The sequence below is a fragment of the Beggiatoa leptomitoformis genome (assembly GCF_001305575.3).
Taxonomy (GTDB): domain Bacteria; phylum Pseudomonadota; class Gammaproteobacteria; order Beggiatoales; family Beggiatoaceae; genus Beggiatoa; species Beggiatoa leptomitoformis.
The window spans coordinates 3,953,786-3,967,300 of record NZ_CP012373.2; the positions used below are offsets into that span (position 1 = coordinate 3,953,786).

Sequence of the window (13,515 nt, forward strand, 5' to 3'; positions counted from 1 at the left end):
CACAGATAGGTCTGAGAATCCTGATTAATTGCGCACAATTTGTTGGTTTATTTGTCTGTAATTGTTACATCTAGGGTTTTTTCACTTAAAACCAACGTTCCATCTGCTAAACGATAGCCAAAGCTGATGTTTAACGCGCCTGTTGCGACAAACTGTCCTGTGTATAGGGTTAAATCTAGTTTATCGGTTAAGGTGACGGCTTGTTTAAATGCGGTGAGTTGTTCTGCATCTTGATTCCATAACAAAATATTGGTGCCATTTTGTAGCATGAAGTAAACGGGTTGAAAATCAGGAGTATCTGGCAGGCTAAAACGTGCATAGACAACTAAATCTACTGTTTGTCCAATATGAGCAGGCACTGCTTGAATTTGTCCTTGAATAGTAACTTCATCACTTAATTGTTGTGTAACGCTTGTTACTGCTTCTGCGCCATTAACGGCAATACCGCCAAAAAATGCTGCCTCCGCGACGGTGCTGCCTAAATTGGGTAGTGTTTTGGGGATATTTGTTGTTGCAGGGCTTTCATCCCACACAAAAATACCTTTTTGTGTATTAGCATATAAGCGATTGTTGTTGCTTGGGTCTATGACTAAACGCTTTACTCCAACAGCGGTATTTGCAGGAAACCCCGCATTCATGGCTGTCCATGTCATCCCGCCATCCGTCGTTTTATAGACTCCTTGCCCTGTATTGCCCGCCCACACACTGCGCGAAATGCCTGCATATAAGGTGTTAGGTGTTTTTGGGTCAGCAACTAGGGTTTGTACAGAATACGTTTCTAAATTAACCCCAGCGGCGGTTAAATAATTAGAAAACTCTACCCATGTTTTGCCACCATCGGTGGTTTTATATAAATGACCGCGCCCGCCCAACATATCTTCATCTTTAGACACATATAGGGTGTCAGATTGGTGTGGGTCGATTAACCATGTTGCATGTGCCGTTTTATCCCAAATACGTTGCCATGTTGTGCCACCATTAACACTTTTAAATACGCCCCACACCGCAGCACTACTACTGCCTAATTTACCATTACTAACAGGGAATTGCCGACCACTTGCGTATAACACGCTGGGATTTTGTGGGTCAATTAGTAATCCAAATTTATTAATTACGTCTAACCCTTGTTGTAGTAATGTCCATGTGTTGCCATCATCAATGCTCTTATACAAACTCGCATTTGCCTTACTATATAAAATACTAGGATTTTTCGGGTCTAATGCAATCACTGCTTGCGTCATTGCATCCCAACTAGCACCGCTATCGGTACTTTTATACGCCTTACCCAAATCACTTAAACCAGATGTATGACTATTACCATATAAAATACTTGGTGTTTGCGGATTAACCGCGAAAACAAAAACGGGTTGTCGATTTGCCCGCAAGGTTTGCCATGTTTTACCACTATCCGCACTTTTGTAAATATCAACATAAAGTTGTGCGGGATTTTTCGGGTCTATGAATAAATTAGAAAACTCATCAATCGTGCTGACATCTCGTGTTAGCGGTAAGGCTTGCCATTCTGTTGCAAAAAGATTTAACGACATAAATAAACTGCTAGACAAAACAGCCTGCAAAATTAGCACAGTAAAATTGTTTTTCTTCAACATAATACAATTTCCTTGTCATTATTGTTTGGTAAAAGCGCGATTTTTCGGGGCAATGCCGAATGTTATGATAATCATCAAGCCTGCTTAGGAAAAGTATAATATTCATGTAGGATTAAGTAAGAGAGATTCCTGCCCTCTACTTTAACACGCCCTGTTGTTGCTAATTCAGATAGTTTTGTAGCATAACTATCCGTCTTAAGATTTCCGTGCGTTAAATGTTTCACGCAAAGATTCACCAATAAAAGCTAATAAAACTAACATACTAACTAGGACGATAAAGGTAAATAGTGATAGCCACCATGCTTCAATATTATTCTTTCCTTGTGCGAGTAAATTACCCAAACTCGGCTCGGTTGGCGGTAAACCCAATCCTAAAAAATCTAAACTGGTGAGGGCTAAAACGGCTCTACTGATAAAAAAAGGAATATAGGTTAAAACAGGGGTCATGGCGTTAGGTAATAAATGTCGCCAGATAATTTTAAAATGTCCTACACCTAAGGCTTGTGCAGCGTAAATATAGGTAAAATTGCGTCCTTTTAGAAATTCTGCACGAACATAATCTGCCAAGCTTATCCAGCCAAATAAGGAGAGTAAAACAATCAGTAGTAAAATACTGGGATGGAAAAGTGAGGAAAAAATGATTAATACATATAATTCGGGAATACTCGTCCAAATTTCAATTAAACGTTGAGAATATAAGTCAATACGTCCACCAAAATAGCCTTGTATCGCCCCTGCGAGAATACCAATAAAAACAGCAATAAACATCAAGGTTAATCCAAATAAAACGGATAAGCGAAAGCCGTAAATTAAACGTGCTAAGACATCGCGTCCGTGGTCATCTGTACCCAGTAGGTGCGTATCTGACGGTGGTGCGGGGTTGGGGGTTGCGGTGGTGTAATTGAGGGTATTAAAGGAATAAGGATTTGGTGTTTCTATCATCCAGTTATCTGCGTGGGTCAATTGTTCGCGGATAAATGCGTCTGTGTAATCTGCTTCCGTTGCAAAAAAACCGCCGAAAGTGGTTTCGGGATAGGTTTGTATAATGGGGAAATAATATTGATAATTATAAAAAATTAATAAGGGTTTTTCGTTGCTTAGAAATTCGGCAAATAAACTAAGGAAAAATAAAATACTAAAAATCCACAAACTATAGTAACCACGTTTGTGGGTTTTAAACCGTTGCCAACGGTAGCGTAGTGGATAGGGGGAGGGGGATGAATTCATTGGTTGATAGAACCATATTGAATACGAGGGTCGATGAGAACATAGCTAATATCAGTGAGTAGTTTTGCAAATAAACTGAGCAGGGTAAAAATATATAATGAGCCTAAAACAACAGGATAATCTCGTTGTATAATAGACTGATAAGCCAGTAAACCTAATCCATCTAGGGAAAAAATCGTTTCAATAAGTAAGCTACCTGAAAAAAAAGCGGTAACAAAAGCCGTTGGAAAACTGGTTGCAATGGGAATAATGGCGTTGCGGAAAACGTGTCTATATAAAATGGCATTAGGGGTTAATCCATTAGCCAGTGCGGTAATCACATATTGTTGTTTGATTTCTGCTAAAAAACTATTTTTGGTTAAAAAAGTCATTAAGGCTAAGTTAGTGACTAGTAATGCGGTGATAGGTAAGACTAAATGCCATAAGTAATCGGTGATTTTAGCCATTAGCGGGAGTGAATCCCAATGGTCTGATATTAAACCACGCAAGGGAAACAGATTGAAAAAACTCCCCCCGCCGAAGAGAACGAGTAGGAAAACCCCCAAAACGAAGCTAGGGGTTGCATAACCAATTAAAATTAAAGTGCTGGTTGTTATGTCAAAGGCTGAGCCATCATGCAAGGCTTTACTAATTCCTAGCGGGATTGCGATGAGATAGGTTAAAAAAAACGTCCACAATCCAATACTCAGCGAAACAGGGAGTTTAGCAAGAATTAAATCTATAACAGATTGATGATAAAAATAACTTTCACCTAGCTCAAAAAATACATAATTCTGTACCATAAGAAAAAATCGTTCAGGGGCAGGTTTATCAAATCCATATAAGGCTTTTAACTCAGCAATCCGCTTTGCATCTAACCCCGTCGCACCCCGATATAATCCCTCTACGCCAGTACTTGCCTCGCCTTGTTTATTTTGACCTTTTAACTCGCTAATTAATTGTTCAACGGGTCCACCGGGAACAAATTGTGTGATGATAAATGCAACCAGCATGACCCCAAATAGCGTCGGAATCATTAAAAGTAAACGACTGAAAATATAGCGGGTTAGCATTATAAAATCGTCAGTGGAATAAAGTGATTTAACGCATTTTACCAGAGTCTTTATGTTTAGCGAGATGACAAGGGTATGAACGGTTTTATTTTAAATGTAAACGTCGCTTTAATTCAGCGCAATAAATACCAATAGAATCTATGTTGGACTCAGATTAAACTTGCCTCACCGAATTCATTCAGGAGTTTTCCATGTCTGCGATGTCAGATACTTCTCACACCAACGCGCTCGTTCACGAAACAAGTCCCTATTTACGCCAACATGCGAATAATCCTGTACATTGGCATCCGTGGGGAGAAGAAGCCTTGCGTTTAGCCCGTGAACAAGATAAACCAATTTTATTATCAGTCGGTTATTCCGCATGTCATTGGTGTCATGTCATGGCGCATGAGTCTTTTGAAGATACCACAACCGCGCAAGTGATGAATGAATTATTCATTAATATCAAAGTTGACCGTGAAGAACGTCCTGACCTTGATAAAATTTATCAAATGGCACACCAAATTTTAACCCGTCGGGCAGGAGGGTGGCCATTAACGATGTTTTTAACCCCTGATACACATTATCCTTTTTTTGGGGGAACCTATTTTCCAAAAGAGCCACGATTTAATTTACCCGCGTTTAAAGACATTCTCTATCGGGTAGCGGAATTCTATCGCCAAAATCGTGCGACGATTACCGAACAATGTCAACAGCTTGCTCAAGCCATTGATTATCACGAAACCCCAAGAACGGAAGGGCTTACAACCAATACAATCAGCCCAGAATTACTCAATACGGCACGTCAACAAATCGAGCAAAGTTTTGACAACGAATGGGGTGGATTTAGTAAAGCACCGAAATTTCCGCATCTAACAAATATTGAACGTTTATTTCATCACTACCACATCACGGCTCATCAAGAAAATCCTGACGAGGATGGTTTACAAATCGCCTTGCATACCCTAACACGTATGGCGTTAGGTGGTATTTATGACCATGTTGGCGGTGGTTTTTGCCGTTATTCCGTTGATGAATATTGGATGATTCCACATTTTGAAAAGATGTTGTATGACAACGCGCCGTTTTTAACAACGTATAGCGAAGCGTGGCAATTAGCCAAAATTCCTTTATATAAACAAGTCGCATTGACTACTGCCGATTGGGTATTGCGCGAGATGCAATCGCCAGAAGGTGGCTTTTATTCAACGTTAGATGCTGATTCTGAAGGTGAAGAAGGCAAGTTTTACGTTTGGACACCTGAAGAAGTAAAAGGCTTATTGTCACCCGAACTATACACCCCATTGGCTTATCAATTTGGTTTAAACCGACCTGCTAATTTTGAAGAACACTATTGGCATTTATTCGGCTGGCACGACCGCGAAGCAGTGGCAGAAAAATTTAATTTACCTTTAGATGAAATCAATGCCCGTTTAGATAAAGCCCTCGCGCTATTGTTTCAGGCGCGTGAACAACGGATACATCCGGGACGCGATGAGAAAATTTTAACCGCATGGAATGGGATGATGATTAAAGCCCTTGCGGTTGCAGGGCGCATTTTTGGACGCACAGATTATATTCACGCCGCTGAACAATCTTTAAATTTTATCCGTAATACTTTATGGAAAAATGGACGATTATTAGCAACTTATAAAGATGGTAAAGCACATTTAAATGCGTACTTAGATGATTATGCGTTCTTAATTGAAGGGATTTTTACCTTATTACAATGTCGCTGGAATAATAGCGACTATAGCTTTATGCTTGAATTGATTGAAGTATTATTAGCCGAGTTTGAAGATAAAGAAAAAGGCGGATTTTTCTTTACGGGTAAACATCATGAAAACCTGATTGCGCGTTTAAAACCGTTGATGGATGAAGCCTTGCCCTCAGGTAATGGCGTTGCAGCAACAGTTTTAGGACGATTAGGGCATTTACTGGGAAATGACGAGTATTTACGCGCTGCTGCACGGACGATAGATATAGCCCTCCCTGCGATGGAACAATTAGCCTATGCACACAATAGTTTGCTATTAGCGGTAGAGGATTATTTATTTCCGCCCCAACTCATTATTATCCGTGCAGACGCAAAACATTTACCAATATGGCAAGCCGCTTGTCAGCAAGATTACGCGCCGCAACGACTCTGCTTTGCAATACCCAATCATACAAATGATTCCTTAACAGGGGTCTTGGCAAATTGCCATCCGCAAGGTGAGGCTGTTGCGTATATTTGTCAAGGTTATCAATGTAGCGCGCCCATACGCAGTTTGCCTGCGTTAGAAAAGGCATTACTTGCAGATAATGAGCGAGTTATGTAGTTATTTATACGACATTTTTAGCTGTCTGCATCAGTGCTTCTAACCGTTGTCAAAAAATGACCGCATTGATAATGCAGGTAATTCTGATAGTTCTGATTCAGACAGTCGCTTATTTTTTACCCTGTGATAGTAATGAAGCAAGCACGTAGATTCGATAAACTGTGCATCTGCCCAATAATACGCACCACAATACAATAATAAATATGAAAATTTTAGCTGATGAAAATATTCCCTATGTCCACGAAGCCTTTTCCACATTAGGTGAAGTACAAACAATTGCTGGACGGACGTTAAAACAAGCAGATTTAATCGCGTCTAAAGCGGATGTTTTATTAGTTCGCTCCGTAACGCGGGTTAATAAAACTTTATTAGCAGATACTCGCGTGCAGTTTGTCGGCACAACCACGATAGGCGTTGACCATGTTGATACGACATATTTACAACAACAATCTATTGGTTTTGCCAACGCACCGGGTAGTAATGCAACTTCTGCCGCTGAATATGTCATCAGTGCATTAATTATTCTTGCCCAACAACAAGGGTTTCAATTAACTCAAAAAACTGTGGGAATTGTTGGTTGTGGCAATGTTGGTTCACGTGTCCTTGCAAAATTAAACGCATTGGGTGTGACTTGCTTGGTCTGTGACCCCCCATTACAAGCACGTACAGGCAATGAAAGCTATGTCAGCATGGCAGAAATTGCACAAGCTGACATTATTACCTTGCACGTGCCTTTAATAACCACAGGTTATTATCCAACATGGCAATTGATTGACAGCCATTTTTTACGACAACTCAACCCAAATGTTATTTTAATTAACACATCACGCGGTGATGTCGTTGACGAAACCGCGTTAATCCAACGCCTTGTTAAATACCCGTTGATGAATGCCGTATTGGATGTTTGGGAAAAAGAGCCAGTTATTAATCAACTGCTTTTACAACGAGTTGCATTAGGAACACCCCATATTGCAGGCTATAGTTTTGATGGCAAAGTACGCGGGACGGAGATGATTTATACCGCAGTTTGTCAATATTTTGAACAAAATCAAACATGGTTTGCACAACAATCCATGCCTGCTTCCGCGTTACTTAGCTTAAAATTCAGCGATACTGCACAAGATAATCAAATCATTCATACAGCCGTCAGTAATGTCTATGATGTACGACGAGATTCTGACGCTTTACGGCGCGGTATTTATGCAGACGACCCCAGCGAATACTTTGACGTATTGCGCCAACAATATCCAATTCGTCGTGAATTCGCCTGTGTGACGATTTCCTTACCTGCCACAAAAGCCTGTTTAGCATCTCAACTGCGTGACCTAGGATTTCAAGTTGTTATCAATTAGTCAGCCTAACCCTTTTATCGCTACTTTTCATCTGCTATTACTATTGCTATTACTATTATAACAATAGCTTGGCAACTGTTTTCTACTTAAAAAATAAAAAAAGTGGAATGACGTTTGCTAAAGGTACAACTATAAAACCATAAACCATCAAGATGAAAATAATGTTAAAAAAGCCACCCTCCAATGTAACTACACAAGCCGATGAAGTTGTTGCTGTTGAAAGTCAATTGCAAGCGACGCTTTCTCGTGAATTGAACGAGTTTCGCCTCATTGCGGAACAATTAAAAGGCAGTCTGGTTGATTTTCACCAACAATCAGTTCTGTCTGATGAATGGATGAATGATGTTTTACGCAGAGCGGATTTACTGTATCAAGATTCTGCCAGCACTTTTGCCGATGACTCATTAAAAATGCTACGTGAAACCCAACTTGCACGCGAAGTTTCAGAAAAAACCAGAGAATTAGAGGCTGAATTAGCCCATATTAATCAGTTAAAAACACAAATTGCACCCGCTAAAACTGATTATAGTGACATGCGCGACCAGCAAGAAATAGAACGGTTAGAAAAAGAACTCTTAACAATTAATCAATCGCATCATGTCGTGGAAACACCCGCGCCGCCTAAAAAAGTTAAAGATATAAAAAATATAGATTTATCTTCAGAGGTAGATATTTTAGTCAAAAAGCTCAGAGAATGAGAAAGTATAAGACAAAGACGGTCTGCATCAGAATTTTCAGAACTAACCGACACAAAAAATGGCTATCGCAATAATTCCGAAAATTTTAATTTAGACAGTCTTTTCTCATTTGGGTGGTAACGTAGCTAAAGACGAAAAATATCAGGAAGATTATAGTTTATCACTGGCTATTCCTGTTAATTGAACAACTTGCTCAATACTTATACCATTAGCTAATAATTTTCTAGCCAGTTCCAACGCAGCCGCACGTTTTCCTTCAGCTAACCCTTCTTCTCTCCCTTCTTCTCTCCCAGCTTCACGTCCTTCTTCGAGTCCTTCCGCTCTCCCTTCTTCCCGTCCGATAATACGCCCCTCTTCACGCCCTTCTTCTAATCCGTCTTCTCGGGCGGTGCGTTCAATATCCTGTGCAACCACAACATCGGTTAAAAAATCGCTATACCCTTGACGTTCTGCTAAAGACATTTGCATTAACCGTAATTTATCTCGAGCTTTAGCAATATTTTTTGCTTTAAACTCGGTTTTAACCTCAGAGTGTTTAAACATGTAAATCCATTCGTCTAGGTCTTCTGCAATTAAGTCTTTAAACTTATTGACATTAATTAAATAATACTCAGGGAATATCTTATGTGCATCCGCGAGTTGGCTACGGTTGCCTAATGTGAGTAATTTCTTGCTATGTAAGCCGCGAAACTCATTCGCACTGTGATATACATAATCATCCCCTAGACCTAAATTAAAATAAAGGATACTGATAGAAATCACCTTTTTGACATTGTAAAACGCAGAACCCTCTTCAATATGTTCGATAATGGCTTTTGAGACACCAAATAAAATACGCTGAAAATAATCACTTTCTCGCTGGTTTTGAATCTCTATAATCATCAAACGTTCTTGACTATCTTTAACCAGTAAATCTACACGATTGAATTTTAATTTATACTCTTGATTACTCTCGCTTTCTAAAATTTCTAAAACGGTAATATCTTCTTTCAATAATGCGGTGAGAAACCCTTCCAAAATGTCAAAATTTGCCTTATCACGCAATATCGTCTTAATCGCCCAATCAAAACGCACCAGTTTTTCAGGATTGGTTTTCATGATTTTTCCTTATTAGCTAACATGGTTAGTGTAAAGTTTAACAGATTAAAAATCGCACGCAGACAAATAAAAAACCCCGCCTTGTGAGCAGGGTTTCTTTTTACTAATCTTTAAACAACAGCCGTTTAAGACCGATGGGTTTACATCATTCCCATGCCGTCCATACCACCCATACCGCCATGTCCATGACCTGCATGGTCATCTTTCTTGGGTAATTCAGCAATCATGGCTTCAGTCGTAATCATCAGACCAGAAATGGAAGCTGCATTTTGTAATGCGGTGCGGGTTACTTTGGTTGGGTCAAGAATACCCATGTCAATCATGTCGCCGAATTCATCGTTAGCGGCGTTGTAACCATAGTTACCTTTACCTTCGAGAATTGTGTTTAAAACAACAGAAGGTTCACCGCCTGCATTTGAGACGATTTGACGTAAAGGCTCTTCCATCGCACGACGAGCAATGTTGATACCCACGTCTTGGTCATGGTTCGCGCCTTTCAGTTTCTTAATTGCTTGTAATGCACGAACTAAGGCAACACCACCACCTGGGACAACTCCTTCTTCAACGGCGGCACGGGTTGCGTGTAACGCATCTTCAACGCGAGCTTTTTTCTCTTTCATTTCAATTTCGGTGGTTGCACCGACTTTGATAACGGCAACACCGCCAGCTAATTTAGCAACGCGCTCTTGTAATTTTTCTTTGTCATAATCGGATGTTGCTTCTTCGATTTGTTGACGAATTTGACCTACGCGGGCTTTAATATCAGCGTTTTTACCTGCGCCATCAATGATGGTGCTGTTATCTTTGGTAATAACGATTTTTTTCGCGGTGCCTAAATCGGTTAAGCTGGCTTTTTCTAAGCTCAAACCAATTTCTTCGGCAATCACGGTGCCGCCTGTCAGAATCGCGATGTCTTGTAACATAGCTTTGCGACGGTCACCAAATCCGGGGGCTTTAACAGCGGCAACTTTAACAATACCGCGAATGTTGTTCACAACTAAAGTTGCTAAGGCTTCGCCTTCAACATCTTCAGCAATGATAAATAAAGGACGACCTTGACGGGCAACGCCTTCTAAGACGGGAATCATTTCACGGATGTTAGAAATTTTCTTATCACATAAGAGGATAAGCGGATTTTCTAATTCAACACCCATGGTTTGTTGATTGTTGATGAAGTAGGGGGATAAATAACCACGGTCAAACTGCATCCCTTCGACAACATCTAATTCATTTTCTAAGCCTGAACCTTCTTCAACGGTAATTACGCCTTCTTTGCCCACTTTTTTCATGGCTTTAGCGATAATACCGCCAATGTCTTCATCAGAGTTGGCAGAAATTGTACCGACTTGTGCAATGGCTTTGTCATCGGTGCAAGGTTTAGACATTTTTTTTAATTCTTCAACCGCTGCAATGACTGCTTTGTCGATACCGCGTTTTAAATCCATTGGATTCATGCCAGCAGCAACCGCTTTTAAGCCTTCAATCAGGATAGATTGGGCTAAAACAGTCGCAGTGGTAGTGCCATCACCGGCGATGTCGGATGTTTGTGAAGCAACTTCCTTCACCATTTGCGCGCCCATGTTTTCAAACTTGTTTTCAAGTTCAATTTCTTTGGCGACGGAAACGCCATCTTTGGTCACGGTTGGTGCGCCAAAAGATTTGTCTAATACAACGTTACGTCCTTTAGGGCCTAAAGTGACCTTAACGGCATTGGCTAATATATTGACACCACGTAACATTTGTTGGCGGGCATCATCAGAAAAACGGACATCTTTAGCTGTCATGGAATACGTCCTCAAAAGGAATCTGGAATAAAGAAAATATGGAAAAATGGTGGATTAAGCTAAGACACCCATGATGTCTTCTTCACGCATGACGAGTAAGTCTTCACCGTCGACTTTAACTTCTGTGCCTGAGTATTTGCCAAATAAGACAACATCATCAACCTTGACATCTAAGGGGCGGACATCACCACTTTCTAATAATTTGCCTTTACCAATTGCGACGACTTTGCCACGAATAGGTTTTTCTGTCGCGCTATCAGGAATCACGATACCACCTGCGGTTTTACGTTCTTCTTCCATGCGTTTGATGATGACTCTATCGTGTAAAGGACGGATTTTCATTAAAAACTCCCTGCGGTTATCTGTTATTAGTGTGTTAGGTATTGATTCTAGCATTTTGTTAGCACTCTTACTACTAGAGTGCCAGTTACGCCGATATGGGATTATAGAATGTGTATTTCAAGAGGAAAATTAAGAAATTTATGTAATAGGTTTGTCGTGATTGAGACTTTCTGACATCGTTTAAACATCAAGAAAGTCTCATCATGATGAGAATTAGGCCTGTTGTCTTAAGGCGGCAATGCGGTCGTCTATGCTGGGATGGCTAGAAAACAGTTGTTGGATAATCCCTGTTGTTTGACTGCTATGAATCCCAAACGCACTCATTTGTGCGGGCATTTCGCCTGTGTGAGCCTGTTGCAGGCGTTGTAAGGCGTGAATCATTTTATTAGCACCTTCCAATTTTGCCGCGCCTGCATCAGCTCTAAATTCGCGCAGGCGAGAGAACCACATTACAATTGGCATTGCCAAGATTCCAAAGACAATTTCGGCAACAATACTGGTAATGTAATAGCCCAAACCGGGTGCGCTGCTGTCGTCGCCTTCTTCACGGAAAAATCCATCTACAAAGTGTCCTACTAGACGGGCAAGCAGAATAACAAACGTATTCACTACACCTTGTACTAACGTCATCGCAACCATATCACCATTAGCAACGTGGCTGATTTCATGAGCTAATACCGCCTCAACCTCATCTTTGTTCATACCATTTAATAAGCCCGTACTAACCGCAACTAATGCGTTGTTGCGATTCATCCCTGTTGCAAACGCATTCATATCAGGTGAATCATAGATTGCAACTTCAGGCATACCAACGCCTGATTTTTTGGCTTGTTGTTGAACGGTTTCTAGCAACCATTGTTCGGTACTATTACGCGGATTTTCAATTACTTCCGCGCCAACCATCATTTTGGCACTCCATTTAGAAATGGCAAGGGATATAAACGCACCGCCCATTCCAAAAATTAACGCAAAAATTATAAGCCCTGATAAAGTCGTCTGATTTGCGCCGAAAATAGACGCAACAATGCTGAGTAATACCACGACAGCAATGTTGGTAATGACCATTAGAATGATGCCTTTCATAATATATCTAGCTCCTTAAACATGATTAAATATTGTTGTATAACAAATATATAATTTTATTCACTGGGTGAATAAGATTGTAATTCAGGTTTTGTTTGACATATTATGGCTGTTAAGTTCATTTATCAAGACGTTTTAGTGAGAATTTTCTTGATTTATAGTCATGTTTTCAGTGTTGACGATATTATTGGAAGGAGTTTGCCCATCGGTTTGTTCGTTTATGTTTGTTTGTACGGTTGTTTTTTCTATAGATAAAGCACTCAATTGGGTTGTATCAATTTTCACACCCGTATTAAGATACGCATATAAATCATGAGCAAAACCATCTAGCTCATTAAATAAATTACGATTTCCACGTATTAATGCGTTGTAACCTAAAACAGCAGGAATTGCTACCGTAAGCCCTACTGCAGTCATAATTAAGGCTTCTCCAACAGGGGCTGCAACCGTTTCTAACGTCGCGTTGCCCTGCGAGCTAATAGACATTAACGCGCCATAAATCCCCATGACCGTCCCCAATAAGCCCACAAATGGCGCGGTACTGCTGATGCTAGCAAGAATACTTAAGCCAGAATTTAGTTTTTCGCGTTCTTCATTCATTGTCCGACGCATAGCGCGGGTAATAAATTCGCTTTGCGTACAAATTGTACCCACCTGTTTTGTCACCACATCAGCATGGTGTGCTGCTGCAATCACGCCTTGTAATGCTAACCGCGAAAAGGGATCGCGGGCTTTATGCGTTGTAAGCCATTGGATTAATTCTTCTAATACCATTACGGTATTAAAAAAATGTTGAAATCGCCGTGCTTGTAAATGGACGAACCACAGTTTTAATAATTTAGTGATGATTAAGTACCATGACAAAATGGACATTAGTAATAATAAAAGCAGAATACTCAATGCCATTGGATTATCTGCAACATGCTGTAAAAAATCGCTAAAACCGAAATGTGACATGTTTTATTTTCC

11 protein-coding genes are annotated in these 13,515 nt (G+C 40.3%); 3 read left to right on the forward strand and 8 right to left on the reverse strand.

Annotation, left to right across the window (positions count from 1 at the left end):
• Positions 1–47: 47 nt before the first annotated feature.
• From AL038_RS16865 to AL038_RS16875, 3 genes are all read right to left on the reverse strand, one after another.
• On the reverse strand, positions 48–1,610 hold the full coding sequence (locus AL038_RS16865; RefSeq protein WP_062154808.1) for a VPS10 domain-containing protein: 1,563 nt from the start codon (positions 1,608–1,610) through the stop codon (positions 48–50).
• 195 nt (positions 1,611–1,805) lie between these two features.
• Positions 1,806–2,837 (reverse strand): ABC transporter permease, encoded by a 1,032-nt coding sequence (locus AL038_RS16870; RefSeq protein WP_062154810.1) that lies wholly within the window; start codon positions 2,835–2,837, stop codon positions 1,806–1,808.
• Positions 2,834–3,889, reverse strand: a complete 1,056-nt coding sequence (locus AL038_RS16875; protein ID WP_062154812.1) for a microcin C ABC transporter permease YejB — start codon at positions 3,887–3,889, stop codon at positions 2,834–2,836. The genes AL038_RS16870 and AL038_RS16875 overlap by 4 nt, the downstream gene beginning before the upstream one ends.
• A gap of 191 nt (positions 3,890–4,080) precedes the next feature.
• Here AL038_RS16875 and AL038_RS16880 point away from each other — a divergent pair, with 191 nt between their 5' ends.
• From AL038_RS16880 to AL038_RS16890, 3 genes are all read left to right on the forward strand, one after another.
• Positions 4,081–6,189 (forward strand): thioredoxin domain-containing protein, encoded by a 2,109-nt coding sequence (locus AL038_RS16880; RefSeq protein ID WP_101539147.1) that lies wholly within the window; start codon positions 4,081–4,083, stop codon positions 6,187–6,189.
• Positions 6,190–6,392: 203 nt separating this feature from the next.
• Complete coding sequence (gene pdxB / locus AL038_RS16885; RefSeq protein WP_062154814.1) at positions 6,393–7,541, forward strand: 4-phosphoerythronate dehydrogenase PdxB; 1,149 nt, start codon at positions 6,393–6,395, stop codon at positions 7,539–7,541.
• Positions 7,542–7,702: 161 nt separating this feature from the next.
• Complete coding sequence (locus AL038_RS16890) at positions 7,703–8,239, forward strand: hypothetical protein (RefSeq protein ID WP_062154816.1); 537 nt, start codon at positions 7,703–7,705, stop codon at positions 8,237–8,239.
• 150 nt (positions 8,240–8,389) lie between these two features.
• On the opposite strand, the gene AL038_RS16895 is transcribed toward AL038_RS16890, so the two are convergent.
• The 5 genes from AL038_RS16895 to AL038_RS16915 form a co-directional block, all read right to left on the reverse strand.
• Complete coding sequence (locus tag AL038_RS16895; RefSeq protein WP_062154818.1) at positions 8,390–9,337, reverse strand: Rpn family recombination-promoting nuclease/putative transposase; 948 nt, start codon at positions 9,335–9,337, stop codon at positions 8,390–8,392.
• 140 nt (positions 9,338–9,477) lie between these two features.
• The gene (gene groL / locus AL038_RS16900) at positions 9,478–11,121 is read right to left on the reverse strand and encodes a chaperonin GroEL (RefSeq protein WP_062154820.1); all 1,644 of its coding nucleotides are present in this window, start codon (positions 11,119–11,121) and stop codon (positions 9,478–9,480) included.
• A 54-nt stretch (positions 11,122–11,175) separates the two neighbouring features.
• Complete coding sequence (groES, locus tag AL038_RS16905; protein ID WP_062154822.1) at positions 11,176–11,463, reverse strand: co-chaperone GroES; 288 nt, start codon at positions 11,461–11,463, stop codon at positions 11,176–11,178.
• Between the two features lie 213 nt (positions 11,464–11,676).
• Entirely contained in the window at positions 11,677–12,546 is an 870-nt protein-coding gene (gene htpX / locus AL038_RS16910; RefSeq protein ID WP_062154824.1) for a protease HtpX, read from the reverse strand.
• Positions 12,547–12,681: 135 nt separating this feature from the next.
• Positions 12,682–13,503, reverse strand: a complete 822-nt coding sequence (locus tag AL038_RS16915) for a MotA/TolQ/ExbB proton channel family protein (RefSeq protein ID WP_083991567.1) — start codon at positions 13,501–13,503, stop codon at positions 12,682–12,684.
• Between the last annotated feature and the right edge of the window lie 12 nt (positions 13,504–13,515).

Bases quoted from the DNA above. Each gene is read 5' to 3' on its own strand.
- AL038_RS16875 (WP_062154812.1), bottom strand. From the start codon at position 3,889: ATGCTAACCCGCTATATTTTCAGTCGTTTACTTTTAATGATTCCGACG.
- htpX (WP_062154824.1), bottom strand. From the start codon at position 12,546: ATGAAAGGCATCATTCTAATGGTCATTACCAACATTGCTGTCGTGGTA.
- AL038_RS16880 (WP_101539147.1), top strand. From the start codon at position 4,081: ATGTCTGCGATGTCAGATACTTCTCACACCAACGCGCTCGTTCACGAA.
- AL038_RS16915 (WP_083991567.1), bottom strand. From the start codon at position 13,503: ATGTCACATTTCGGTTTTAGCGATTTTTTACAGCATGTTGCAGATAAT.
- AL038_RS16890 (WP_062154816.1), top strand. From the start codon at position 7,703: ATGTTAAAAAAGCCACCCTCCAATGTAACTACACAAGCCGATGAAGTT.
- groL (WP_062154820.1), bottom strand. From the start codon at position 11,121: ATGACAGCTAAAGATGTCCGTTTTTCTGATGATGCCCGCCAACAAATG.
- AL038_RS16865 (WP_062154808.1), bottom strand. From the start codon at position 1,610: ATGTTGAAGAAAAACAATTTTACTGTGCTAATTTTGCAGGCTGTTTTG.
- AL038_RS16870 (WP_062154810.1), bottom strand. From the start codon at position 2,837: ATGAATTCATCCCCCTCCCCCTATCCACTACGCTACCGTTGGCAACGG.
- groES (WP_062154822.1), bottom strand. From the start codon at position 11,463: ATGAAAATCCGTCCTTTACACGATAGAGTCATCATCAAACGCATGGAA.
- pdxB (WP_062154814.1), top strand. From the start codon at position 6,393: ATGAAAATTTTAGCTGATGAAAATATTCCCTATGTCCACGAAGCCTTT.
- AL038_RS16895 (WP_062154818.1), bottom strand. From the start codon at position 9,337: ATGAAAACCAATCCTGAAAAACTGGTGCGTTTTGATTGGGCGATTAAG.